This is a genomic window from Mycolicibacterium vulneris (assembly GCF_002104765.1).
Classification (GTDB): Bacteria; Actinomycetota; Actinomycetes; order Mycobacteriales; family Mycobacteriaceae; genus Mycobacterium; species Mycobacterium vulneris.
The window spans coordinates 194,899-218,091 of sequence record NZ_NCXM01000002.1; the positions used below are offsets into that span (position 1 = coordinate 194,899).

Here is a 23,193-nt window from a genome sequence, read left to right on the forward strand (position 1 = left end):
CGCGATGAACCCGTTAGACTTTCCGACGATGTTCACCTCCCGAACAGCCCCGCCATGACCGAGCAGCCGGACAACGGCGTCGAGCTCGGTCTGACCGGGCGGCCGCCGCGGGCGATCCCGGAGCCACAGCCGCGCACCTCGCACGGCCCGGCCAAAGTCGTCGCCATGTGCAACCAGAAGGGCGGCGTCGGGAAGACCACGTCGACCATCAACCTGGGTGCCGCGCTCGCCGAGTACGGCCGCCGCGTGCTGCTGGTGGACATGGACCCGCAGGGCGCGCTGTCCGCCGGCCTGGGTGTCCCGCACTACGAGCTGGAAAAGACCATCCACAACGTGCTGGTCGAGCCGCGGGTGTCGATCGACGACGTGCTGCTGCAGACCCGGGTAAGGCACATGGATCTGGTGCCCAGCAACATCGACCTGTCGGCCGCCGAGATCCAGCTGGTCAACGAGGTGGGGCGCGAGCAGACGCTGGGCCGCGCGCTGCACCCGGTACTGGACCGCTACGACTACGTGCTGATCGACTGCCAGCCGTCGCTGGGGCTGCTCACCGTCAACGGCCTGGCCTGCGCCGACGGCGTGGTGATCCCGACCGAGTGCGAGTACTTCTCGCTGCGCGGGCTGGCGCTGCTGACCGACACCGTCGACAAGGTGCGCGACCGGCTGAACCCGAAGCTCGAGATCAGCGGGATCCTGCTGACCCGCTATGACCCCCGCACGGTCAACTCGCGCGAGGTGATGGCCCGGGTGGTGGAGCGGTTCGGGGATCTGGTGTTCGACGCGGTCATCACCCGGACCGTCCGATTCCCGGAGACCAGTGTGGCCGGCGAACCCATCACCACGTGGGCACCGCGATCCACCGGGGCCATCGCCTATCGCGCGCTGGCCCGTGAGTTCATCGACCGATTCGGCGCGTGAACGCGACCGAAACCGGTGAGGCGCCACAGCAGAACGGCTACGGAGCTGGCTTCCAAGTCCGCCTGACCAATTTCGAGGGTCCGTTCGATCTGCTGCTGCAGCTGATCTTCGCCCATCGCCTCGACGTGACCGAGGTGGCGCTGCACCAGGTCACCGACGACTTCATCGCCTACACCCGCGAAATCGGTCCGCAGCTGGAGCTGGAGGAGACGACGGCGTTCCTGGTGGTCGCCGCGACCCTGCTGGACCTGAAGGCGGCGCGGCTGTTGCCGGCCGGACAGGTCGACGACGACGAGGACCTCGCGCTGCTGGAGGTGCGGGACCTGCTGTTCGCCCGCTTGCTGCAGTACCGCGCGTTCAAGCACGTCGCCGAGATGTTCGCCGAACTCGAGGCCACGGCGCTGCGCAGCTATCCGCGCTCGGTGTCGCTGGAAGACCGGTTCACCGAACTGCTGCCCGAGGTGATGATCGGCGTCGACGCCGAGCGGTTCGCCCAGATTGCCGCGATCGCGTTCAGCCCGCGACCCGTCCCGACCGTGTCGGTCGCGCACCTGCATCAGGTCCAGGTCTCGGTTCCCGAGCAGGCCAAGAAGCTGCTCGCCATCCTGGAAGCGCGGGGCCGCGGGAGGTGGGCGACGTTCTCCGAGCTGGTCGCCGACTGCGAGGCGTCGATGGAGGTGGTCGGGCGCTTCCTGGCGCTGCTCGAACTGTATCGGTCCCGGGCGGTAGCATTCGACCAGTCAGAGCCGCTAGGCGTGCTCCAAATCTCGTGGACCGGGGAAAGTCCGGCCAGTGAAGCCTTGGTAGAAGTGCGGGACGAATAAGTGACTGAAGACATGCCGGACGTCGATCTCGAAACGGATCTCGGCGTGGGCATCCCGGACATCGCCGAAGTCGCGCCTATGGAATCGGAGGAACTCGGTTCCGTGCTCGAGGCGCTGCTGCTGGTGGTGGACACCCCGGTGACCGCGGAGGCGCTGGCGTCGGCCACCCAGCAGCCGGTGTACCGGATCGCCACCAAGTTGCAGGAGATGGCCGAGCAGCTCACCGAGCGCGACAGCGGCATCGACCTGCGGCAAAACAGCGAGGGGTGGCGGATGTACACCCGCGCGCGGTTCGCGCCCTATGTCGAGAAGCTGCTGCTGGACGGCGCGCGGTCCAAGTTGACCCGGGCCGCGCTGGAGACGCTGGCGGTGGTCGCCTACCGCCAGCCCGTGACGCGCGCGCGGGTGAGCGCGGTGCGCGGCGTCAACGTCGACGCCGTGATGCGCACGCTGCTGGCGCGCGGCCTGATCACCGAGGCCGGGGCCGACGAGGACACCGGCGCGGTGACGTTCGCCACCACCGACCTGTTCCTGGAGCGCCTGGGGCTGACGTCGCTGGCGGATCTTCCGGACATCGCGCCGCTGCTTCCCGACGTCGACACGATCGAGGACCTCACCGAATCCCTGGACAGCGAGCCACGTTTCATCAAGTTGTCCGGCGGTCGATCGTCCGACCAGTCGCTGACGTTCGACGTGGACCAGGATTGATGGACGAAGCTCAGGGGATCCGGCTGCAAAAAGTGTTGTCCCAGGCCGGAATAGCGTCGCGGCGGGCCGCCGAGAAGTTGATCATCGACGGCCGCGTCGAGGTGGACGGCCAGGTGGTGACCGAGCTGGGTACCCGCGTGGACCCGGACTCCGCGGTGATCCGCGTTGACGGCGCCCGGGTGGTGCTCGACGACTCGCAGGTGTATCTGGCCCTGAACAAGCCGCGCGGTGTGCACTCGACCATGTCCGACGACCGCGGCCGGCCCTGTATCGGCGATCTGGTCGAGCGCAAGGTTCGCGGCAACAAGAACCTGTTTCACGTTGGGCGGTTGGACGCCGACACCGAAGGGCTGATCCTGCTGACCAACGACGGCGAGCTCGCGCACCGGCTGATGCACCCTTCCCACGAGGTGCCCAAGACGTACCTGGCGACGGTGACCGGGTCGGTGCCGCGCGGGCTCGGCAAGAAGCTGCGTGCCGGGATCGAATTGGACGACGGGCCGGCCAAACTCGACGAGTTCGCGGTGGTGGATGCCATTCCGGGCAAGACGCTGGTGCGGGTGACGCTGCACGAGGGGCGCAATCGCATCGTGCGCCGACTGCTGGCTGCCGCGGGATTCCCGGTGGAGTCGTTGGTGCGCACCGACATCGGGCCGGTCTCGCTGGGCAAGCAGCGGCCGGGCACCTTCCGGGCGCTGGCTCATCACGAGATCGGCCAGCTGTACAAAGCGGTGGGCCTGTGACCGACGTGGTGGTGGCCATCGACGGCCCGGCGGGCACCGGAAAGTCCTCGGTGTCAAAGGGATTGGCGCAGGTGCTCGGCGCGCGCTATCTGGACACCGGCGGGATGTACCGGATGGTGACCCTGGCAGTGCTGCGCGCCGACATCGACCCGGCCGACGCCGAAGCCGTCGCGCGCACGGCGGAAACGGTCCAGATGTCGATCGACTATCGCCCCGACGGCGACCGTTATTTCCTTTGCGGAGAGGATGTCTCGATGGAGATCCGCGGTGACCTGGTGACCGGTTCGGTGTCGGCGGTGTCCTCGGTTCCGGCCGTGCGCACCCGGCTCGTCGACCTGCAGCGCGAAATGGCCGAGGGCCCGGGCAGTGTCGTCGTCGAGGGCCGCGACATCGGCACCGTGGTCCTGCCCGACGCGCCCGTGAAGATCTTTCTGACCGCATCGGCCGAGACGCGGGCGCGGCGGCGCAACGATCAGAACGTGGCGGCCGGGCTGGCCGACGACTACGAGGCGGTGCTGGCCGACGTCCGTCGCCGCGACCATCTGGATTCCACCCGGGCGGTGTCGCCGCTGCGGACGGCCCCGGACGCGGTGGTCGTCGACACCAGCGAGATGACCGAGGCCCAGGTGATCTCGCACCTGCGGGACCTGGTCAAGCAGCGAAGCGGAGCGGTGCGATGAGTCAAGACGGCACGTGGAGCGACGAAAACGACTGGGATTCCGTCGAATTCGACCTGGACGAACAGGAGGAGGCCGGCCCGGCGCCCGTGGTGGCGGTTGTCGGCCGGCCCAACGTCGGCAAGTCGACCCTGGTGAACCGGATCCTGGGCCGACGGGAAGCGGTGGTGCAGGACATCCCGGGCGTCACCCGCGACCGGGTGTCCTACGACGCGCTGTGGACCGGCCGCCGGTTCGTCGTGCAGGACACCGGGGGATGGGAACCCGACGCCAAGGGGCTGCAGCAGCTGGTGGCCGACCAGGCCTCGGTGGCCATGCGCACCGCCGACGCGGTGATCCTGGTGGTCGACGCCGTCGTCGGTGCCACCACGGCCGACGAGGCCGCCGCCCGGATCCTGCTCCGGTCGGGCAAGCCGGTCTTCTTGGCGGCCAACAAGGTTGACAGCGACAAGGTCGAGGCGGACGCCGCGATGCTGTGGTCGCTGGGGCTCGGTGAGCCGTACGCGATCAGCGCGATGCACGGCCGCGGTGTGGCGGACCTGCTCGACGCGGTGCTGGCCGCGCTGCCCGAGGTCTCCGAGGTGGCGCCCACGTCCGGTGGCCCGCGGCGTGTGGCGCTGGTCGGCAAGCCCAACGTCGGCAAGAGCTCGCTGCTGAACAAGCTCGCCGGCGACCAGCGTTCGGTGGTGCACGATGTCGCCGGTACCACGGTGGACCCGGTGGACTCGCTGATCGAGCTGGGCGACAAGGTGTGGCGGTTCGTCGACACCGCGGGTCTGCGGCGGAAGGTGGGTCAGGCCAGCGGGCACGAGTTCTACGCCTCGGTGCGCACGCGCTCGGCCATCGACGCGGCCGAGGTGGTGATCGTGCTGATCGACGGGTCGGACCCGCTCACCGAACAGGACCAACGGGTGCTGTCGATGGTCATCGAGGCCGGCCGCGCCCTGGTGCTGGCCTTCAACAAGTGGGACCTGGTGGACGAAGACCGCCGCGAGTTGCTGGAGCGCGAGATCGACCGCGAACTGGTGCAGCTGCGGTGGGCGCCGCGCGTGAACATCTCCGCCAAGACCGGGCGGGCGCTGCAGAAGCTGGTCCCCGCGATGGAGACCGCGCTGGCGTCGTGGGACGGGCGGATCCCGACCGGCCCGCTGAATTCGTGGCTCAAAGAGGTGGTGGCTGCCACGCCGCCCCCGGTGCGTGGGGGCAAGCAGCCGCGCATCCTGTTCGCCACCCAGGCCACCGCACGGCCCCCGACTTTCGTGCTGTTCACCACAGGTTTTCTGGAGGCTGGGTACCGCCGCTTCCTGGAGCGACGGCTGCGTGAGACGTTCGGATTCGAGGGCTCGCCGATTCGGATCAACGTGCGGGTGCGCGAAAAGCGGGGAGCCCGGCGGCGCTGAGCTGGTAGGGGTTTCGGGAGGCTGGCGGTCTCTCCGGGCCAATAGGCGCTTCCGATTTTCGCTGGCACCGCAGCTAGCGCGTTTGTGATTCACCTCATGGTCGCCTGCCGCCCGCCAAGCAAAGGTCGCTTGGCGGGTCGGCCGACCATTTACGGTAGGCTTTCGACCTGCTGCCGGTGCATGCATCGGCGCGCGGGCTGTGGCGCAGTTTGGTAGCGCACTTGACTGGGGGTCAAGTGGTCGCAGGTTCAAATCCTGTCAGCCCGACTTCAGGTCAGAGGCACTTTCTGAGAGTTTGGAAGTGCCTCTTTCCATTGTGTACCGCCTTTGCATACCGCCTTCACAGTCCGAGCGCATCGCCGAGTCCCTTCACCGCGGCCCGCGCGGCGTCATCGCTGGTGTGCCCGTATAGATCGCCTGTGATGCTGATCGACGCGTGTCCGAGCAAGTCGGCCGCGGCTTTAATGTGGACGCCGGACTCCAACCAGCCGACGGCCGCGGAGTGGCGCAGCGTGTGCGCGCCGACGTTCTCCATCCCAGCCTTGCCCGCTGCAATCTCGACGGTGCGCAGTAGGTTGCGCGGGTCGAGCCACCCGCCGGCCTCGGTGGCGAACACGGCGCCCGTTTCGACCCATTGGTCGCCAGCGTGCAGGCGCTCGGCGATCTGCGTCTTGCGGTGCTTCTTCAACTCGGCGATGAGCCCGGTCGTCAACGGGATGCGCCGGCGCGAACGATCAGTCTTCGGCGCCGTCCACGCCAACGCGCCAGAGACGCGCACGACGACGCCGGCCACAGTCAACTCACCCTTGGTCAGGTCGACGTCAGCCCAGCGCAGGCCGGCGACTTCGCCGCGGCGCATTCCGGTTGCCGCGAGGACCAGCACCGCTAGCCGGTACCGAAGCCCGTCCAGATGGCTCAGGAGTCGCCGCACGTCTTCGGTGGACAGATAGCGCGCTTCTTTCGGCGTGACAGCGGGACGCTTCACCTTCGCCGTCGGATTGGCCGCCAGCAGTCCGTCGCGGACAGCGATATCGAGCGCGGCCCGCAGCACCGTGTACACCTGTCGAACGGTGCTGTCGGATAAGTCCTTGCCGCGCAGACGCATTACGAGCGATTCGATGTGGGTCGGCCGAATCTGGTCGAGCCTCAGCGCGGCAAGTTTGGTGTCGCCTTCCAAGTGCTTGCGACACAGATTCGCATAAAGCTCCTGAGTGGTTGCTTTGCGCGACGACGCCGGCAGCGCCGTCGTGCGCCAGGACTCCAACCACGACCCGACCGTCTGCTTATCGTCGCGCGGGGGAGCGCCCTCAGCGATCCGCTTGCGCGCGTCGTTTAGCTTGCCGCGCGCCTCAGCGCGGGTCTTCCCGTACACGCTGAGCCGTTTCCGCTCCCCGTCAGCTGTGGTGTACCTGGTGGACGCTTCCCACAGTCCGTTTGGCCGCTGCCGGTAAGAGCCTTCACCGTCGGCTCGTCGTGTGCCCATAACCGCCTCTCCACAGGTCAAGTGGTCGCACGCAGAAGAATAGTCACGAACACGCGCGCTCGTTCGATTACAGGGGCACGTCTAAGCGGTCTGGTACGGTCGGTGCCACGACCGAACACCGACGCTAATCGAGACTTACAGGCGACACGCTGCTACACAGGCAGATTCGACCGGCGCACCACCCACCGGGAACCCCGGACCGGCCGAGATAGTAGGAGTCGAGACGAACGGCGCACGCCCCGAACCGGGGTCCACCCGCTGAGTCCCGCAACGCGGACTCGCTGAACCGGCAGCCGAGCACAGAGAAGGCCCAAACGGCCTATCTGTAGCTCGGCGTTCCCGTTTCAGAAGGGAATCCCCACCGTGCCGAAGAACCCGAAACTCACTCCCGCGCTGCGAAAGCTATGCACCATCCCCAACGTCTGCGAACAGCTTGACGTCGGCCGTACCACCGTTTACCAGCTGATAAACGACGGCACGCTGCGTCGCGTGAAAATTGGATCGCGAACGCTGATTCCGCAAGCTGACGTCGACGCGTTCGTTGCCGGCCTGCTCGACGCCGCGGCTGTCTGATGATCTACGAACGGAAAAGCCGCCGACCCGGGCAGGTATCGGCGGCTTCGAAGCCCCTGGTGGAGGACTGCCAACAGCATAGCGGCGTGGCCGGCTGGGAACGCCGCCGCCGAGCGGCCCGCCGTGTCGAGCCGCGGGATTGTGGGTGCAGCGATCCGTGGACGCACCGCTGCACCGACCCGTCGCCGTCAGACAGGATGGTCGAAGCTGGCCGGGACGCCGCGTTGCACTTGCTCGCGGATGGCTACGTCCCGCTACTTAAAGCCGATGTCCTGCAATCGCTTTCGCGGCGCGGCGGTGACGATCGAAGGCTCGCCGAGCTCCTGTTCGAAGCGGCCGGCGGCAAGATCGCATGACCGAGGACCTATTGGCTCGGGGCCGGGCGATCGCCGAGCGATTGCAGTCCGAGGCCAGCCAGGTGCCCGCCGTGATTGTCGTCGGTCAGGATGCAGAGACGGTGCAGTTGCCCGAGAACGGGGTGAGCGGTGCCGAGTTCGTGCTGGACGCGCCTGCCGGCATTCCCGCGATTTGGGGCCGTGATAACTCGGTGCTTTGGTCGGCGGGTGAGGCGTTGATGCTGGCCGGCGGGCAAGGGCTGGGTAAGACAACGTTGGCGTTGGCGCTGGTGCGGGAGCTTCTTGGGCTGGGCACCGGCAGCTTGCTCGGGCTGCCGGTCAGCGCCGACGTGGGCCGGGTGCTGTATCTGGCGATGGATCGGCCCAACCAGATTGCGCGGGCCGCGGGTCGGATCTTCGGCGAGGCCGACCGCCAAGTTCTGGCCGAGCGTCTGCACGTGTGGCGCGGACCGCCGACACGTGACCTGGCGGCAAACCCCGGCACGTTGGCGCGGATGGTCGAGTACTACTGCGCGGGTGTGGTCGTGGTCGACAGTCTCAAGGATGCGGCCGTGAGCTTGAGTGAAGATCGAGTTGGCGCGCAGTGGAATCGGGCGCGGCAAAACGTGCTGGCTCTGGGCTGTCAGATGTTGGAGTTGCACCACCCCAAGAAGCGCCACCCTCTCACGCCTCGAGCCGCTCCGTCGGTGGACGACGTGTACGGCTCGACATGGCTGACGTCGGGCTGCGGATCAGTGGTGCTGCTCGCAGGCGAACCCGGCGACCCGATCGTCAGCTTCCGGCACGTGAAGCAACCGGCCGACGAGGTCGGGCCGTACCGGCTGCTGCACGACCAAACGGCTGGCGTGATGACTGTCGACCACGCCGTCGATCTCGTTGCGCTGGTGCGCGCGGCGGGCGTCGACGGCCTGACGGCTAAGGGTGCCGCGCAGGCCATCACGGAGAAGCAGGCGCCCACGCGCGCCGACGTCGAGAAAGCCCGCCGCAAGCTCGATCAGCTTGCTGCAGAGGGCGTGCTGGTGCGCATCGAAGGCAGTCGTGGTGGTGGCGAGCTACGCCAGAGCACTGCGTGGTTTCTGGCCGAGAACCAATCACGCCCCGATCACGAATCCAACGAACCCGCTGGTAGAGACGTCACACAGCTATTCACCAATTCTGAATATCACGCATCAATCACCCCCATCACGAGGGACAGAGCGGTGCAGGACGCGCCGTCACGCAAGCAATCACGCCAATCACGCCATTAGCAATCACGCTCCCACCCACCCCTTGTAGGGGTGGTGGGTGGGAAGCGGTGAACGGACGAAAGGAACCCCGCATGACCGAGCACCCAGGAGCGCTGATCGACCACAAACGGACGGCCTGCTTATGGTCGGCCGGCCGGCCCGACTACTGGGCCGCGGTCTGCGTCAACGCATCCGGCGACGATGTGCTCTGGCTGATCTCCGTCGACGAACTCGATGCCGAACACCCGCGGCACGGAAACGGCGACCAGCCGCACGAACAACTTGGCCCGCTGCCGATCGAGTTCGTGCGCCGGCTCACGATCAGCCGGCGCACGAATCGATGCGGCCGGCGCACACAGGCCGGCCGGCCATGCCGGATCCGGGTACCTGCCGAAGGCCAAGCCTGCGAATGGCATCGTACAAAGGTCGACGGATGACCAACTGGGAACACATGTCGGCGCTCGTTGGTGGAATCCCGGACCTTCGAGCGGCCCGCTGTAAGGGCAGGGCGGATCTGTTCGAGGCGACTGTCGCTGTGCGTCGCATCGACGGTGGATCCAGCAGGAATGAAGTGAACGCCGCCAGAGTGGCCGCTCTGCGGCTCTGCGCCGCCTGCACAGCCTTAGAGCAATGTCGCGCATGGCTGGCCACGCTTCGCCCGACACGCCGGCCGCGCGGAGTCGTTGCCGGTCAGGTGATTACATCTACCGGGCTGCCGTTGGGGACCAGGACTATGAGCACCGCCGGCGCAGTCGCAGCAGACGGAGCGGACTCATGAGCCAACCTGGCCTGACGCGAGTCGGCGGGGTCGTCGTCCTCTCCGGGCCGGCGCTGAAAGAGGCGCGGGATGCTGCCCTGATCGCGGCCAAACATCGCAAACGGTCGGGCATTCCGTATTTGAACTACCAGGCGCTGGCCTGCGAATTTGGCGAAGCTATGGCCGCAGACGGTCACTCGGACGTCCGTTCACCCTCGATCAGCAAAGCTGTGGCCATGGACAGACCTGCGTTGCCGCTCGCCGAAGCGGCTGACCGCCTAGGCATCTCACTCAGGCAGGCCCGCCGAGTCGCACCGCAGCTCGGAGGCGACAAGATCGCCGGCTGTTGGTTCGTCGATGAGACCGCACTAAACGAGCACATCGAAGGAAGGCAATGACCAAACAAGAAATCGCCCGACTCGTCGCCAGCCTGACCGACGACGAAGTCCGGCAACTCCGCGACTTTCTCACCGACACGGAGAACTCTGACTCAAACGGCGTGGAAGCTGGGCAGTTCGCAAAGTCGCTGTTCGGCGGCAGCAATGATTAGCGCGGAAGACTTGCGCGCCAAGCTGCCCCTCGTGAAACGCGTCGCCATGAACGTCGACCGCGCAGCTGTGCAACGCGCAGAGCAGGAACGCGCCGCGCAAGCAACCGCCGAACGCATCGCATTCCTCTATGGCCGACTCTTCGGAAATGTCTCTCTCGGTTCGATAGCGGCGGGTCTTCGCGCCGAGGACGCAGCGCTCCAAGCGTTCGGTGGTGCCGTCGACCAGGCCAACAACCTCCTGCAAGTCGAAATCCTGCGCGTCGCCATCGACAAACGATGGACCTCCGTCGTCAAAGCCTTCATCAAGATCTACGACGGCGAGCACCCCATCGCGGCCACCGTCCAAGAACTCTGGAACCTCACCAACCGCCGAGCCCCGGCATAAACCGACACCGAAAAGGAAACGCACGCAATGTCTCTCGCACAGCTCGAATCCCAGATCGACGACCTACGCAAGCAGGCCGCGAACATTCAGAGCCGATGGGCCCGCACCACCGACCTGCTCGACGCCGACAACAACCTGTCCGAAACCGGCAAGCGCGCCAAGCTCGACAGCGAACACGCCCACTTCAGCGCCAAGCTCAGCGACCTCCGCAATAAAGAGAAGGAGCTCATCGCCGCCAAGCGGCAATCGCTCGAGAAGTTCCTGTTCGGACTCACCAGCGTGACCAGCGACCCCGGCCAGATCATCGCGTACCGCGACGCACAAGACCGAGCAGCGCGACTCACCCACGCCGACGAAGCAGGCCAGGTGTTCGCGGCAGCGATCCGCTCCGACGACAAGACCCTCGCCGCAGCAATACTCGGCCGAGCCCTCGAATCCGGTTGGAGCAGCATCGTCGCCGAGTACATCAAGCAAAACCCAAGCGCCAAAGAACAACTCGACGACCTCGCCAAGCTTCGGGAGTACGACTCATTCGGGGCGAACCTGTTGTACGCCATCCTGAGCCCGTCGCTCGGGCGCGTCTGATCGAGCCATGCCACCTGGCGACCTCGCGCCAGGCGGGAACAGAGATCCCGCTCCGCCCCGCGCCGCCGCGCGGCCAAACACCACGGGGGGTGGCCCGGGGGCAGGTGCCCTGCCGCCCCTCCGGCGATAGGCGACATGCCCTCCCCGGAACTCAACTTTTTTCGTTTTCGACAGAGCAGAAGGGCCCCCTGACGTGACCGAGCTGAAGTTGCGAGCGGTGAAGGCGGGTGAGAAGGCGCCAGCGAAGCGGGCGCCCCGGAAGGTGGTCCCTAGGTCGGTTGTAGCTGCGGCGAGGAGTGGTAATCACCGTCAGTTGCTTGTAGCGCTGCGGAATCGGATCGCTCAAGCGATCGACGATCCGAAGGCCGCGGGTCCGGCGTTGGCGGCATTGATCAAACAGCAGCGAGACATCGCCGCAGAGATTGATGCGATTGATGCGGCTGCAAAGGCGAAGTCGGCCAAGCCGCCGAAGTCGGTAATCGCTGACACCCCGAATGAGGCATGGGACGAAGGAGCGATCTGACATGGAGGGCACTTACTGGCTCACCGTTTTACCGGAGACGTCGAAGCTGCGACCGCAGGTCAAGAAGGTGCTGTCGGGCGTCGATTCCGACGCGGTGATTCGGCCGACGATCGACACCAAGGCGCGCAGCGGTGCCGACAAAAAGGCGGGCCCCGGCGCCGAGTCCCAGATGCGGGGCGGGCTGGGCAAATTGCTTCGTATCGAGGGGCCTGCTCCACCGGCCAGAATGCGGGCGGCGAGATTCAACGCCGACATCGAGGGGGTCGACCCCTGACGTCGGGGTGCCCCGTCACTCAGTCGGCACGGGCGTGTGCCAGCAGGGCGGCTAAGCCTGGCTCGATCTGTTCGTGCTGGAACCCGATGGCTTGTCGACGAAGTTCGCGTCGAGAACGGAGCGACGACGCGGCTCTTGGGTGCGTTGAGGCGCCAAGACAGGTGTCTCGCTTCTCTTGCTCTGAGGTTGACCGGATCATTTCGAGCCGCTCGAGACCGTACAGTGGAACGATCTTGCTGCCGGTTCAACGGCCAGTCAGCCGCGAGAAGGAGGCTTCCACAGAGATGCCGAGGCTTAGTCTCAAGGCGGTCGAGGAGCGAGTCGCTCCACTCGGGAGTCGCGAATCGTATGACCGTGAGTTCATCTTCGATCTGCTGCTGGCCTATGGGAAACCGAAGGGCAACGTTACCCGCCTCCGGAACGGGTCGATCAACGTCGCCGTCGATCCCAAGCATGAAGTCGCCCAGAAGAATGTCGTCTACTTCCGCGAAACTGTCGACGAACCCCTCGCCGACATTGAGGAACTACGTACTGCCCCAGCGGTAATCCGGTACAACCCGCGATTCGTAATCGTTACCGACTACCATGAGCTCGTCGCTGTAGACACGAAGACTGGCGAGAATAAGGTGTTCCCGCTTCGGGATATCGACAAGCACTTTACCTTTTTTCTGCCGTGGGCCGGGATGGAGAAGGCGCAATACACGTCCGAGGCGCACGCTGACGTCAAAGCCGCCGAGCGGATGGGGAAGCTTTTCGACGCGTTGGTCACCGCAAACCCGGATCTGCTCAATCATCCGCACGGTCGGCACGCTTTGAACGTCTTCTTCACACGCCTACTGTTTTGTTATTTCGCCGACGACACAGGCATTTTCGATGACGGGCAGTTCTCATCCGCGGTGGGTTCGCACACCCACGTTGACGGATCGGACGTCGCCGAGTTCTTGACTGATCTGTTCAACGCACTTGACACCGAGCGACCTGAGCACAAGCCGAGTTACCTGTCGGGATTTCCGTACGTCAATGGCCGACTGTTTGAGGTTTCAGGCAGGCACGTTGTGCCCGCCTTCACCAAGTCAGCCAGGGATCTCCTATTGGATCTGGGTGCACTGAACTGGAGTGAGATCAACCCCGACATCTTCGGCTCGATGTTTCAGGCCATCGTTGTCCCCGGAAAGCGATCGGACCTGGGGCAGCACTACACGTCCGTGCCGAACATCCTCAAAACAATCGAGCCGCTGTTCCTCGACGGCCTTAAGGAGCAATTCGACGCCGGGTTTGAAAACGTCAAGAAGCTTGAGGTTCTGCTGGAACGGATCGGCCGGATCAAGGTTTTCGACCCCGCCTGCGGCTCAGGAAATTTCCTGGTCATCGCGTACAAAGAGCTGCGTCGGCTGGAACACGCGATCCTCGAACGCCTCGCCGACCTCAGTGTCAAACACCAGGTGCTTTACGCGGTGTCGAAAATTAACATCGAAAATTTCTACGGCATCGAGGTCGATGACTTCGCCGTCGAAGTCGCAATCCTGTCGTTGTGGATCGCCAAGCATCAGATGAACCGCGAGTTTCAAGAAAAATTTGGCGTTGAGATCCCCCTGATCCCGCTCAAGGAGACCGGGCAGATCCGCGCGGGCAACGCGACGCGGGTCGACTGGGACGGCGTATGCCCTAACGACGGACGTTCGGAGATCTATCTAATCAGCAACCCACCGTATGTGGGGTCGAGCATGCAGACCGATGAGCAGAAGGACGACTTTAACGCGGTATTCGGATCGCGATTTTTTTCAAAGAACCTCGACTACATTTCCCTATGGTTTATCAAGGGCGCTGCCTACATAGCAGGGACTCAAGCCCAGCTAGCATTCGTGACGACTAATTCAGTTGCGCAAGGCGAACACGTAAGCCTTCTGTTTCCCGCCCTGTTTGCGACAGGAGTTGAAATAGGTTTCGCGTACACTTCATTCAAATGGGAAAACAACGCGAAACGCAACGCTGGTGTCACGGTATCGGTGATCTCTCTGCGCAATCCTTCGAGTTCCCCGAAGTACATCTTCACTGACGGACTCCAGATCGAAGCCAAGAACATCAACGGCTACCTTGCAGATGCGGCGAACGTGATCGCTGGGAGGCAAATGAGGCCAATCTCCAAGTCTTTTCCGCCGATGGCTTTCGGATCGAAGCCCACCGACGGTGGAAACCTAATCCTCGAACCTAGCGAAGCAAAAATTCTGCTCAACGAGTTCCCCTCAGCCGGAGAAATCATCAAACGTTATGTCGGCGCAGCGGACTACATACAAGACACTGAGCGCTATTGTCTGTGGATCACGGACGCGAACGCGGACGAGGCCGCGAGAATACCGCCAATCGCTGATCGCCTGCGTATGGTTACAGAGTTTCGACGCCGAAGTAAGGCGCAGAGCACTGTTGATTTTGCAGACCGCGCACATCGGTTCAAACAGGTCGCGTACAAACCTACGGATTCAATTATTGTCCCTAGGGTCTCGTCGGAGCGTCGTGAATACATCCCCATGGGCTACCTCAATAAAGACACGGTCATCAATGACCAAGCATTTGCCGTGTACGACGCTGAGCCGTGGCTATTCGGGTTGTTGACGTCACGGATGCATATGGTGTGGACTCGGGCTGTTGGCGGCAAACTGAAGACGGATTACCGTTATTCGAACACGATTGTCTACAACAATTTCCCGGTGCCGTCACTGTCTGATGCGGTAAAGGAGCGGCTGACGGTGGCTGCGTTACGGGTGTTGGATGTACGTGAATATCACTGCGAGAAGACCCTGGCCGAACTCTATGATCCGGACAACATGCCTGCTGATCTGCGGGCTGCGCATGCCGAGGTTGATGCGCTCGTGGATTCGATTTACTCGGCACGTGGCTACGAGACCGACGAGGAGCGCTTGTCAGATTTATTCGCAAGGTATGAGGCGATGACCGCCGATGAACAGGCGGCGAAACCCGGCAAGGGGGCTAGGAAGTGAAGGGCACGGTAAACGTCGTTGATGTGATGTATGCGCAGACTGGTGCCTCAGTAAACACAGACGCGTCGGGGATGCGAGAGATGCAGCAGCGGGTGTTCGCCAAGCGGGATGCCCAGCATTTGTTGATCAAGGCGCCACCGGCATCCGGCAAGTCTCGGGCGTTAATGTTCGTCGGCCTGGACAAGCTCTACAACCAGGGCCGCAAGAAAGTCATAGTCGCAGTCCCGGAGCGCTCGATCGGGGGGTCGTTCGCCTCGACGAACCTAACCGCGCACGGATTTTTCGCCGACTGGGAGGTCAAACCGGAACGCAACCTGTGCACACCAGGCTCATCCGCTGGGAAGGTCAATGCATTCATCGACTTCCTGCGCAGTTCTGATTCAATTCTCGTGTGCACACATGCGACATTGCGGTTCGCCTTCGAACGCCTGGCCCCCGATGAGTTCAACGGCACGGTGTTGGCGATTGACGAGTTTCATCACGTGTCGGCGGATATCGAGGCCAGCCGCCTGGGTGCGTTGCTGCGCGATGTGATGGCTGGCTCGGACGTGCACATAGTAGCGATGACCGGGTCGTATTTTCGCGGAGATTCGGTGCCGGTACTCTCCGCCGAGGACGAGGCCCGATTCACTCCGGTCACGTTCAACTACTACGACCAGCTTAACGGTTACCAGTATCTAAAGTCGCTGGGCATAGGGCACCACTTCTATCAGGGCCGCTACACGGAGGCGATTGGTCAAATCCTCGATCTGGACAAGAAAACGATCGTGCACATCCCCAACGTGAATTCGGGTGAGTCAACGAAGGACAAGATCGAAGAGGTCGGGTTCATTATCGACACGATTGGTGAGGTCATCGACACCGAGCCCGATACCGGGATCATCCGGATTCGCCGCAACGACACCGCGCAGGTGCTGCGCGTGGCTGATCTAGTCGACGACACCGACCTCAAGAAGCGTGCCGACACGCTGCATTACCTGTCGACCGTGGCCGCCAAAGAGCGTGACGGTGTGGATATCATCCTCGCGTTGGGCATGGCGAAGGAGGGTTTCGACTGGCCGTTCGCCGAGCACGCGTTAACCGTCGGGTATCGGGCATCGTTGACCGAGATTATTCAGATCATCGGGCGTGTGACCCGAGATAGCCCCTGTAAGACGCACGCGCAGTTCACCAACCTCCTCGCCGAGCCCGACGCTGAGCGGGGTGAGGTGACGGTGTCGGTGAACAACATGCTCAAGGCGATCACTGCGTCGTTGCTAATGGAGCAGGTGCTTGCACCGAACTTCACTTTCAAAGCCAAGCGCGGCAATGATGACGCTCCCGAGCCGGGAACGATCAAGATCAAAGGCTTCAAAGAGCCTTCCAGTGAACGGGTTAAGCAGATCATCGAGACCGACCTCAATGATCTCAAAGCCAACATCCTGCAGGATGAAACGTTTGCCAAGGCTGCAGCCGGCAGTGTCGATCCGGAGACAACCAACAAGGTCCTGATCCCGAAGATCATCCGGGACCGCTACCCAGACCTGGATGATGATCAGGTCGAGGAGCTGCGTCAGCAGGTCGTCGTGGACTCGGTGATCAAAAACGGCGAGGTCAAGCAGGTCGGCGACAAACGATTCATCAAGATGGCCAGCACATTTGTCAACATCGACGACGTAAGCATCAACCTCATCGACTCCGTCAACCCGTTCCAGCGGGCGTTCGAAGTGATGTCGAAATCGGTGACACCGTCGGTGCTGCGGATCATCTCCGATGCGATCACTGCCACCCGGGTGGAGATTAGCGAGGAGGAGGCGCTCGCATTGTTCCCGAAGATTCAGAATTGGGTGAAGGTCAACGGGCGCCGCCCGAACGTGCGCTCCGATGATCCCACCGAGAAGCGCTACGCCGAGGGTCTGCTATTCCTGCAACGCCTGAAGCAACAGCGGCTCGCCGAGATGCAAACAGCCGAGAGTGCAAATAGCTCATGAGCGAGAACCACGACTTGCCCCCCGTGGCCGGTGACGCCGATATCCCGGGGATTCTCGATCCGTTCCAGCAATTGATCGACTCTGATGTCGAAGGCCTGCTGGACATGCCCGACAAGCCGCAGAAAGTTACCGCCGGCCAGCGGCTCGAACGGGCTTTCGGTGAGGTTGTGGAATTCCGGCGTGCTCATGGCCGGCCGCCAAGTTCGACTACGCGTGAAATCTCCGAACGCAAGCTCGGCGCACGTCTGGACGGCATCCTTGCCGACGATAAGAAGATCCAGGCGCTGCAGCACCTCGACGAGTTCAGTCTGCTCAAGGTGCCTGAGGCGCCGAGCTCCATCGATGATCTTCTCGACGCCGACCCACTCAATCTGCTTGGCGACGACACCGGCGTTCTGGACATGTCGGGGTTACCAGTCCGGAAGAAGCTTGCACCAGCCGACGACGTTGCCCAGCGGCGAAAAGCAATTGGGTTTGAGGAATTCGAACCACTGTTCAAGCAGAAGCATGTCGAGCTCGCTAACGGCTCGATGCGGTTGGTTCCGTTCCCCGGTGTGGAGTCGATCGTTGAGGGCCGCTTCTTTGTCCTCAACGGTGTGATGCTGTTCATTGCCGAGGTTGGTGAAACCCAACACAAGGTTGTCGGCGGCAAGCCAGAGAAGAAGCAGCGCCTCCGGGTAATTTTCGAGAACGGAACCGAGTCATCGATGTACCGGCAGTCGCTGTCGATACGGCTGCACGAACAAGACGGGCTCGCGGTTGGACGCTCAGAAATTAGCGCTTCTGAGATTGGTGATGCCGACGTCGAAAGTGGATTCATCTACGTGTTGCGCTCTCGAAGTGACGACCCGCAGATCGTAGGAATTGCCGACCTGCACAAGATCGGGTTCTCACGCGGCCCCGTCGACAAGCGGATCAAGAACGCCGTGAAATCCCCGACGTACCTCATGGCCCCGGTGGAGGTCGTCGCGACCTACCGCGTCTACAACGTGCGGGCATCAGCGTTGGAGAACCTGCTGCACCGTATCTTCGCCGAGGCTCGTCTCGACCTAACCCAAATCGACCGGCGAGGCCGCGACTACGACCCTTCTGAGTGGTTCGTGGTGCCGCGCAGCACCATCGATCAGGCGATCACATTGATAATGTCAGGCGACATCGTGCACTACCACTACGACACCGCTACACAGCGCATCGTCCCAAATGCCTAGCAATCCCAACGCACCCTGAAGTCGTCAACGGTCTCGTTCCTTTTGAAGCAAACTCACGCTATCTGTGGCAAGCCCGGATAAGACCTACTGATGGCTGCCCGCGGGCTGCCTCTGAAGCAGCGCATGGACGGCCCAGCTGAGCTAACGACATTGGCCACGGCGGCAACTCCCAGGCTTGGGTATCCTGCCGGGTGGCGGCGAGCACGTCGAGCCGGTGACCGACGGCTTCATGCGCGTCTTTGGATCACGGGTTTCGCGGTAGTCGTCGCGCCGGGTTAGCGCTTCCGTGACGGCCCCTATCCGATGGCTGATCTCACTTCTCGCCCCTCGTACTAGCAATGCCGAGAAGGCTATGCGTGCCCTACGGGAACAGAACTCCGTTTCTGGCATGGGATACACAGCCGCAGACCTGAACGGCCTCATGATGACCCGACGAGTAAGTGCGCGGAATACGGCGGTCTGGCTGAACCTGGCGATCGCAACCCGTATGCGGGCCGGTCGCTGGTCCTCACGAAGGTGTGGATGCGGGGCTACATGCGGATGCTGGCGTCCGTGTCAACAGTTCGCCGCCGGTGGTGCGATATCGGAATCCGCCCAACAGCGGTGAGTGTCGAGGTGACCCCCCGAAGCCGCGAGGTTATGAGGTCCATCTGTGATGACGGGGCCCGCCTAGGGGCGGTGAGTTGGTTCTACGCAATTGTCGGTGCGTCAGCTCTCGTCGTTAATCTTTTCGACGTGGGTTGCCTCGTACGTCGTCTTTGTAACACCTGCATTCGACACTGATGTCTTCATCTCTGCCAGGATCCGCAACCGTGCGCCTGTAGCGATTCCGAAAGTCTGATCATGTGGCAAATTGGAGTGCTTTATGGGAACGGTTGAACCGTCAGACTTTTCGATGAGCCACTGTTGATTCTGCACTGTGCTCACAGTCAGGACGGTCCCTTCGATCGCGACTGGCTGAACATCGAGACTCGACTGCTCGATCACCTTGGCAATGCGGTCGGCGGTCTGAGTATTTAAGCGGACTCGCCGAGTAGTCCGGTGTGGCTGTCTCCATTCCAGGTCAATGTCAAAGCCGTACTTGTGCAGACCTTTTGCGAAGTCCCTGGCGCAGGAGGCCGCGCGGGGACCGAGTTCGGTGATCGTTGACAGGAATGCTGAGTCCGTTGGATCTGGTGGAATCTCGAGGCCCGCGGCTATCAGGTCAATTGTTTTCGCAACTGCTTTGTCAACCTGTTGGTCATCGTCCTCGCTCTTTCTAAATAAGGACGCAAGGCCGTCTCTTGGGTGTACTTCCGCGACAGCCTGTACGCCCGGAGTCAACGTGAAGATCAGAGAGCCTTGAGTTGGAGCTCCGGCTATGAGAAGACGCGTGTTGTTGACGACTTGGGTGCTAGCTTGCCTTCCCAATTCGGTGTCGCCGGCATCCGAAGCTGCAACCGCAGTAGCTAATCTCTGGAAGTTATTGAGTGTGCGTGCCACCTCGAAGAGGGGTGCCGCCGAGCCCACTACGCCAGTCCCACTCAGTCTCAGCGACCCCGATGACGGAAGAGTTCGTGCGACGGTTGTGTCAGCCAACAGCGACTCAAAGCTGAGGCGACCCAGGTCGTCTGCCGTTTGCCACACCGACAAGCCGGCAGACGCTTCTAGGAGTCGTCGCTCTAGGTCTTCAATGCTGTCTTCACTTGAAGCCATCGACGATCACCTCCAAGTACCCGCGCCGAGGCAGCGCATCTGTCCGAACCGCGGGCGCTCCCTTGGGTCCGGTTCTGATTCTGGACCAGAAGTCGTCCCAGTGACCACGGCCGCGCCAATATTCCCAGGTCACAGGGGTCGCGACGGAGGTATCAGGGCAGCAATTCCATGGTACGACGAAAGTATCTACCCTGAGGCCGACAGTGTTCCGCACCGCGTCCTTCTGGGCGAACATCCCAATGACTTGGGCGCTGGCCGGCTGCAGGGCCGCGGTGTTCAGTTTCACGTCTTCGGCCCAGTAAACGCTGTCGATGTCGTCTGGCTCGTCTTTCGAGGTGAAGAAACTACCGCTGAGCCACACGGCGCAGATTTCGACGTGCTGTCGCAGTATGGTGGTCGCCTTTTGCCAGTCGCTCCAGACTTCGGCTCGGCGGTTGCTTTTCCCGTCGACAAATCGAGCCTCGATTTCTCCTACGGTTGCTGGGAAACGGCCGACAGGCAGCAAGTTACTCGTCGCATCTAGCGGTGGTATCAAAATCCCCCCTCGGATCCGCGTCGCGTGATCCGTCCAGACGATTCGGCTGGTACGAACTTACAGTCGGCGCGTCTTCACCGAGATTCGCTTCGGTCACAATTACCGATAGTTGCGACGGAACTTCTACGGATCCACCGCCGGCCTCCTCACCGCCCGCGAACTTTCCGGCAACAAAATCCAGGTGGAGACGACGCCGAAGCAACGATCGTGGGCTATGTGAACATCACCAGCTGTGGCAAAGTCCGACAGCACGCAAGCTAGCGACTGCTGCCGTGTTCGGACGGCGGGTTGGGACTGTGGCCGGCAACCGACCGGCGACGGTAGTCGCGGCCCAGGCCCGCTCACATCACTCCCAGAACGGTCGCGGCGGCGTCGAGCGCCTGGGCGACGCCGGCGAGCGCGCACAAATACCGAGGTGAGCATCCTGCCGGACTGTGGCTCGGGCGGGTAGGAATGCGCGGTCTGTACCGCCATTCATACCGCCATTAGGTCGATTTGACCGCAGCTTTCCGTGGATGTTCGCGGCTGTGTCTATGTGTGGTAATCCGCTGTGCTACAAGGGATATTGCACACATTCGCGGACGCCTGCGTATACCGCCGTTAAGCCTGGGGGTCAAGTGGTCGCAGGTTCAAATCCTGTCAGCCCGACACGTGTCATTTCCCGGGACATCGTTGACAGGTGTCCCGAGACGTGGTCTACACCTAGCCGGTTTTCGGGGCTTTTCCGCATTTGACGCCGCCGGGTTGGTAGTCACGGGTTCCCCTGACGGGCAACGCGATGCGGATCGGAGAGTCCTCGGCGACGTCGTCGTCGGCCACCTGGGCCCGCGCGGCTGCGCCCTCCCGTCCGGATCCCGGCGTGACCGGGCCGAAGGCGCCAACTGAGGGGCACCCCCAGCGGGTCGTTCCCGCCCCGGACCTCCCAGATGACGCGCAGGGCGGAGACGAGCAGCAAGACGGTCAGCGTGGTCAGTGCGTGGAGTTGGACGGTGAGTGGGACGGTCGCAGCCATAACGCCCCCGGCCACGAGCCGGTCGACCATGATCTTGCGGTGGTCGCGCCACCGGTAGGCGACGTCGCCTAGGTAGAACAATGCGACGCCGCCGCTGAGGGCGAAACCGGGCAGCGGGTCCATCGGCTCGTCCGGGTGTCCCACGGCCTTGTACAAGCCGAGGGCGAAGAAGACGATGCCAGTGACCAGCACCAGGTGGAGATAGCTGTAGGCGTCGCGGGCGTGACGGGCCCGGCGAGCCGGGCTCAGCCGCCGCAGCCGCGCGGCGGCGCGGGGGCTCGGCTCGAAGTACGTCCACCACATCCCGGCGGCGATAAGCACCGCCGTCACCACCGCGGCGGCGGTCAGCGGCCGGCCGATGCTGTCCTTCGCGCCCCCACCCGCACTCACGATCGACTCGCCGAGGGCGATGATCACGATGAGACCGTGCCGCTCGACGAAGTAACTCGGGGACACCCGCCACCCGGCGCGCCCGGCGATGAGCGGCCCGCTGAGGTCGACCATCGCGGACGTTAGCCATAGCAGCTCCCGGTATGGCGACGTCATGAAGGCTCCCACGACAATGAGCCCGGAGCCGGCCAGCAGGTAGGGCACCAGCTGGAGGGTGGGTGCGCGGAGCTGCTCGTCTCCGCGCGTCGTGCGGAGGAGCAGCACCACATGAAGCAGCCGGACGAACACGTAGGCGGTCGCGAAGACCAGCGCCATTTTCCCAAAGGCGTTCGGCAGCGCCGTCGCCGCGATGAGCATCGCAGCCATCGCGAAGTAGATCAGGATGCGCGCCGGCGGGTCCGCGTGCTCGAAGGTGTTGGTCAGCCAGGCGTAGTTCTCCCACGCCCACCAGATCGCCGTCAGTGCCAGCGCCCCTCGACCGAATCCGGTCCACGAGACATTCGCCAGCATCAGGGTCGTGACTTCCGACATCGCGTAGACGTAGACGAGGTCGAAGAACAGCTCAAGCGTGCCGACCGTACGGTCCTCGTGGTAGGCCGTCCGCTGGCGCGGTGATGCCCTGTCGATCACCGACCCCTCCCATCCACCCGTGACGTCGGCCGCCGGGCGTCGAATCCAGCGTCCCAGCCCGCGCGCGGTCCGGCCTGGACGCGAAGGCACCGGTCGTCACGGGTCGGCTGGTCCTGCCGGTACGACCGCGCCGACCAGGGCGGTGCTGTCACCGCCCGGCGCACCGCTTCCCGGTGGGGCCGACGCAGAGGTTCGGGCAAACCCATCGGAATTTCGCCAGCGTCCCCGACATAGCGTTAATCACCACGACCAAATCTCTTTAAAGTTTGCAGTTTTCGGACTTGAGCATCCACGCTTCCTTTTCGAGGGCGTCGATGATGGCATGCAGCAGGTCAGCAGTTGACGGATCGGCGGCATCGACCTCGTCATGCACAGTCCGGACGGTGTCGACAACGGCGTAGACGCGAGTGGCCATCATGTCCACCGTTTCGGTGGTGCTGAGTTCGGTTGGCGGCGCGGCGGGCACGGTGGTCGTGCGCGCGACCGTGTCTGAGCGCCCGTCGGGAACTGCGTCAAGGGCGCGCATACGTTCGGCGATCGTGTCACTGGCTTCGCGCGCGGTGTCGACGATGCTGTCGAGTTGCAGGTGCAAGTCTCGGAAGTTTGTTCCGACGACATTCCAGTGCGCTTGCTTGCCTTGGATGTGCAGCTCGATCAGGTCGACGAGTACTTTCTGCAGGTTTTGCGGCAAGCTATCCGGGGCGACGAACCTGCGCACCCGGTCGACGTCACGACGGTTCGTCTGTATTGAAGGTGTCACGGCAATCCCTTTCGC

General features: G+C 63.3%; 25 protein-coding genes and 1 tRNA gene. 21 read left to right on the forward strand and 5 right to left on the reverse strand.

What is annotated here, in order from left to right:
• Positions 1-54 precede the first annotated feature (54 nt).
• The 7 genes from B8W69_RS02790 to B8W69_RS02820 all read left to right on the forward strand — a co-directional run bounded on the left by B8W69_RS02790 (position 55) and on the right by B8W69_RS02820 (position 5,537).
• On the forward strand, positions 55-918 hold the full coding sequence (locus B8W69_RS02790; protein WP_085288466.1) for a ParA family protein: 864 nt from the start codon (positions 55-57) through the stop codon (positions 916-918).
• Complete coding sequence (locus tag B8W69_RS02795) at positions 915-1,742, forward strand: segregation/condensation protein A (protein WP_085288467.1); 828 nt, start codon at positions 915-917, stop codon at positions 1,740-1,742. Before B8W69_RS02790 ends, B8W69_RS02795 begins: the two co-directional genes overlap by 4 nt.
• A complete protein-coding gene (scpB, locus tag B8W69_RS02800) occupies positions 1,743-2,450 on the forward strand; it encodes an SMC-Scp complex subunit ScpB (RefSeq protein ID WP_085288468.1) in 708 nt (235 codons plus the stop codon).
• Positions 2,450-3,193: a pseudouridine synthase gene (locus B8W69_RS02805; protein ID WP_064953323.1), complete on the forward strand. Its 744-nt coding sequence runs from the start codon at positions 2,450-2,452 to the stop codon at positions 3,191-3,193. Before scpB ends, B8W69_RS02805 begins: the two co-directional genes overlap by 1 nt.
• Entirely contained in the window at positions 3,190-3,873 is a 684-nt protein-coding gene (gene cmk / locus B8W69_RS02810) for a (d)CMP kinase (RefSeq protein ID WP_085288469.1), read from the forward strand. Before B8W69_RS02805 ends, cmk begins: the two co-directional genes overlap by 4 nt.
• Positions 3,870-5,270, forward strand: a complete 1,401-nt coding sequence (gene der, locus B8W69_RS02815) for a ribosome biogenesis GTPase Der (protein ID WP_085288470.1) — start codon at positions 3,870-3,872, stop codon at positions 5,268-5,270. The genes cmk and der overlap by 4 nt, the downstream gene beginning before the upstream one ends.
• Positions 5,271-5,463: 193 nt before the next feature.
• A tRNA-Pro gene (locus tag B8W69_RS02820) sits at positions 5,464-5,537 on the forward strand.
• Positions 5,538-5,610: 73 nt separating this feature from the next.
• Here the strand turns inward: B8W69_RS02820 and B8W69_RS02825 are convergent.
• Positions 5,611-6,753 carry a tyrosine-type recombinase/integrase gene (locus B8W69_RS02825; RefSeq protein WP_085288471.1) on the reverse strand — a complete coding sequence of 381 codons (1,143 nt, stop codon included), beginning with the start codon at positions 6,751-6,753 and terminating at the stop codon, positions 5,611-5,613.
• Positions 6,754-7,116: 363 nt separating this feature from the next.
• Here B8W69_RS02825 and B8W69_RS02830 point away from each other — a divergent pair, with 363 nt between their 5' ends.
• From B8W69_RS02830 to B8W69_RS32165, 14 genes are all read left to right on the forward strand, one after another.
• Positions 7,117-7,326, forward strand: a complete 210-nt coding sequence (locus tag B8W69_RS02830; RefSeq protein ID WP_245843051.1) for a helix-turn-helix domain-containing protein — start codon at positions 7,117-7,119, stop codon at positions 7,324-7,326.
• Positions 7,327-7,523: 197 nt separating this feature from the next.
• Positions 7,524-7,682 carry a hypothetical protein gene (locus B8W69_RS31185; RefSeq protein ID WP_245843052.1) on the forward strand — a complete coding sequence of 53 codons (159 nt, stop codon included), beginning with the start codon at positions 7,524-7,526 and terminating at the stop codon, positions 7,680-7,682.
• Positions 7,679-8,929 (forward strand): AAA family ATPase, encoded by a 1,251-nt coding sequence (locus tag B8W69_RS02840; RefSeq protein ID WP_085288473.1) that lies wholly within the window; start codon positions 7,679-7,681, stop codon positions 8,927-8,929. The genes B8W69_RS31185 and B8W69_RS02840 overlap by 4 nt, the downstream gene beginning before the upstream one ends.
• 71 nt (positions 8,930-9,000) lie before the next feature.
• Positions 9,001-9,345 (forward strand): hypothetical protein, encoded by a 345-nt coding sequence (locus B8W69_RS02845; protein WP_085288474.1) that lies wholly within the window; start codon positions 9,001-9,003, stop codon positions 9,343-9,345.
• Between the two features lie 337 nt (positions 9,346-9,682).
• Positions 9,683-10,063, forward strand: a complete 381-nt coding sequence (locus B8W69_RS02855; protein ID WP_085288476.1) for a hypothetical protein — start codon at positions 9,683-9,685, stop codon at positions 10,061-10,063.
• On the forward strand, positions 10,060-10,215 hold the full coding sequence (locus B8W69_RS30460; protein WP_165762532.1) for a hypothetical protein: 156 nt from the start codon (positions 10,060-10,062) through the stop codon (positions 10,213-10,215). The genes B8W69_RS02855 and B8W69_RS30460 overlap by 4 nt, the downstream gene beginning before the upstream one ends.
• A gap of 10 nt (positions 10,216-10,225) precedes the next feature.
• Positions 10,226-10,600: a hypothetical protein gene (locus B8W69_RS02860; RefSeq protein WP_133057954.1), complete on the forward strand. Its 375-nt coding sequence runs from the start codon at positions 10,226-10,228 to the stop codon at positions 10,598-10,600.
• Between the two features lie 27 nt (positions 10,601-10,627).
• Positions 10,628-11,185: a hypothetical protein gene (locus B8W69_RS02865; RefSeq protein ID WP_085288478.1), complete on the forward strand. Its 558-nt coding sequence runs from the start codon at positions 10,628-10,630 to the stop codon at positions 11,183-11,185.
• A 193-nt stretch (positions 11,186-11,378) separates the two neighbouring features.
• Positions 11,379-11,708: a hypothetical protein gene (locus B8W69_RS30245; protein WP_133057955.1), complete on the forward strand. Its 330-nt coding sequence runs from the start codon at positions 11,379-11,381 to the stop codon at positions 11,706-11,708.
• Between the two features lies 1 nt (position 11,709).
• Entirely contained in the window at positions 11,710-11,982 is a 273-nt protein-coding gene (locus tag B8W69_RS02875) for a hypothetical protein (RefSeq protein ID WP_085288480.1), read from the forward strand.
• A 284-nt stretch (positions 11,983-12,266) separates the two neighbouring features.
• A complete protein-coding gene (locus B8W69_RS02880; RefSeq protein WP_085288481.1) occupies positions 12,267-14,978 on the forward strand; it encodes a DNA methyltransferase in 2,712 nt (903 codons plus the stop codon).
• Positions 14,979-15,004: 26 nt separating this feature from the next.
• Positions 15,005-16,948, forward strand: coding sequence for a DEAD/DEAH box helicase (locus tag B8W69_RS02885; protein WP_085288482.1), 1,944 nt, complete (start codon positions 15,005-15,007; stop codon positions 16,946-16,948).
• Positions 16,945-18,156 (forward strand): GIY-YIG nuclease family protein, encoded by a 1,212-nt coding sequence (locus B8W69_RS02890; RefSeq protein ID WP_085288483.1) that lies wholly within the window; start codon positions 16,945-16,947, stop codon positions 18,154-18,156. Before B8W69_RS02885 ends, B8W69_RS02890 begins: the two co-directional genes overlap by 4 nt.
• Before the next feature lie 459 nt (positions 18,157-18,615).
• Positions 18,616-18,939, forward strand: a complete 324-nt coding sequence (locus B8W69_RS32165) for a ribosome modulation factor (RefSeq protein ID WP_439330580.1) — start codon at positions 18,616-18,618, stop codon at positions 18,937-18,939.
• On the opposite strand, the gene B8W69_RS30250 is transcribed toward B8W69_RS32165, so the two are convergent.
• From B8W69_RS30250 to B8W69_RS02915, 4 genes are all read right to left on the reverse strand, one after another.
• A complete protein-coding gene (locus B8W69_RS30250) occupies positions 18,865-19,851 on the reverse strand; it encodes a hypothetical protein (protein ID WP_133057956.1) in 987 nt (328 codons plus the stop codon). The two genes, B8W69_RS32165 and B8W69_RS30250, sit on opposite strands and share 75 nt — an antisense overlap.
• The gene (locus tag B8W69_RS02905; protein ID WP_439330579.1) at positions 19,838-20,386 is read right to left on the reverse strand and encodes a DUF6932 family protein; all 549 of its coding nucleotides are present in this window, start codon (positions 20,384-20,386) and stop codon (positions 19,838-19,840) included. The genes B8W69_RS30250 and B8W69_RS02905 overlap by 14 nt, the downstream gene beginning before the upstream one ends.
• A 751-nt stretch (positions 20,387-21,137) precedes the next feature.
• Positions 21,138-22,418, reverse strand: a complete 1,281-nt coding sequence (locus B8W69_RS02910; RefSeq protein ID WP_245843057.1) for a low temperature requirement protein A — start codon at positions 22,416-22,418, stop codon at positions 21,138-21,140.
• A gap of 259 nt (positions 22,419-22,677) precedes the next feature.
• Entirely contained in the window at positions 22,678-23,178 is a 501-nt protein-coding gene (locus tag B8W69_RS02915) for a Dps family protein (RefSeq protein ID WP_245843058.1), read from the reverse strand.
• Between the last annotated feature and the right edge of the window lie 15 nt (positions 23,179-23,193).

Coding starts and splice junctions, on each gene's coding strand:
- B8W69_RS02790 (WP_085288466.1), top strand. CDS start 55: ATGACCGAGCAGCCGGACAACGGCGTCGAGCTCGGTCTGACCGGGCGG.
- B8W69_RS02805 (WP_064953323.1), top strand. CDS start 2,450: ATGGACGAAGCTCAGGGGATCCGGCTGCAAAAAGTGTTGTCCCAGGCC.
- der (WP_085288470.1), top strand. CDS start 3,870: ATGAGTCAAGACGGCACGTGGAGCGACGAAAACGACTGGGATTCCGTC.
- B8W69_RS02825 (WP_085288471.1), bottom strand. CDS start 6,753: ATGGGCACACGACGAGCCGACGGTGAAGGCTCTTACCGGCAGCGGCCA.
- B8W69_RS31185 (WP_245843052.1), top strand. CDS start 7,524: ATGGTCGAAGCTGGCCGGGACGCCGCGTTGCACTTGCTCGCGGATGGC.
- B8W69_RS02840 (WP_085288473.1), top strand. CDS start 7,679: ATGACCGAGGACCTATTGGCTCGGGGCCGGGCGATCGCCGAGCGATTG.
- B8W69_RS02845 (WP_085288474.1), top strand. CDS start 9,001: ATGACCGAGCACCCAGGAGCGCTGATCGACCACAAACGGACGGCCTGC.
- B8W69_RS02855 (WP_085288476.1), top strand. CDS start 9,683: ATGAGCCAACCTGGCCTGACGCGAGTCGGCGGGGTCGTCGTCCTCTCC.
- B8W69_RS30460 (WP_165762532.1), top strand. CDS start 10,060: ATGACCAAACAAGAAATCGCCCGACTCGTCGCCAGCCTGACCGACGAC.
- B8W69_RS02865 (WP_085288478.1), top strand. CDS start 10,628: ATGTCTCTCGCACAGCTCGAATCCCAGATCGACGACCTACGCAAGCAG.
- B8W69_RS02875 (WP_085288480.1), top strand. CDS start 11,710: ATGGAGGGCACTTACTGGCTCACCGTTTTACCGGAGACGTCGAAGCTG.
- B8W69_RS02880 (WP_085288481.1), top strand. CDS start 12,267: ATGCCGAGGCTTAGTCTCAAGGCGGTCGAGGAGCGAGTCGCTCCACTC.
- B8W69_RS02885 (WP_085288482.1), top strand. CDS start 15,005: ATGTATGCGCAGACTGGTGCCTCAGTAAACACAGACGCGTCGGGGATG.
- B8W69_RS02890 (WP_085288483.1), top strand. CDS start 16,945: ATGAGCGAGAACCACGACTTGCCCCCCGTGGCCGGTGACGCCGATATC.
- B8W69_RS30250 (WP_133057956.1), bottom strand. CDS start 19,851: ATGGCTTCAAGTGAAGACAGCATTGAAGACCTAGAGCGACGACTCCTA.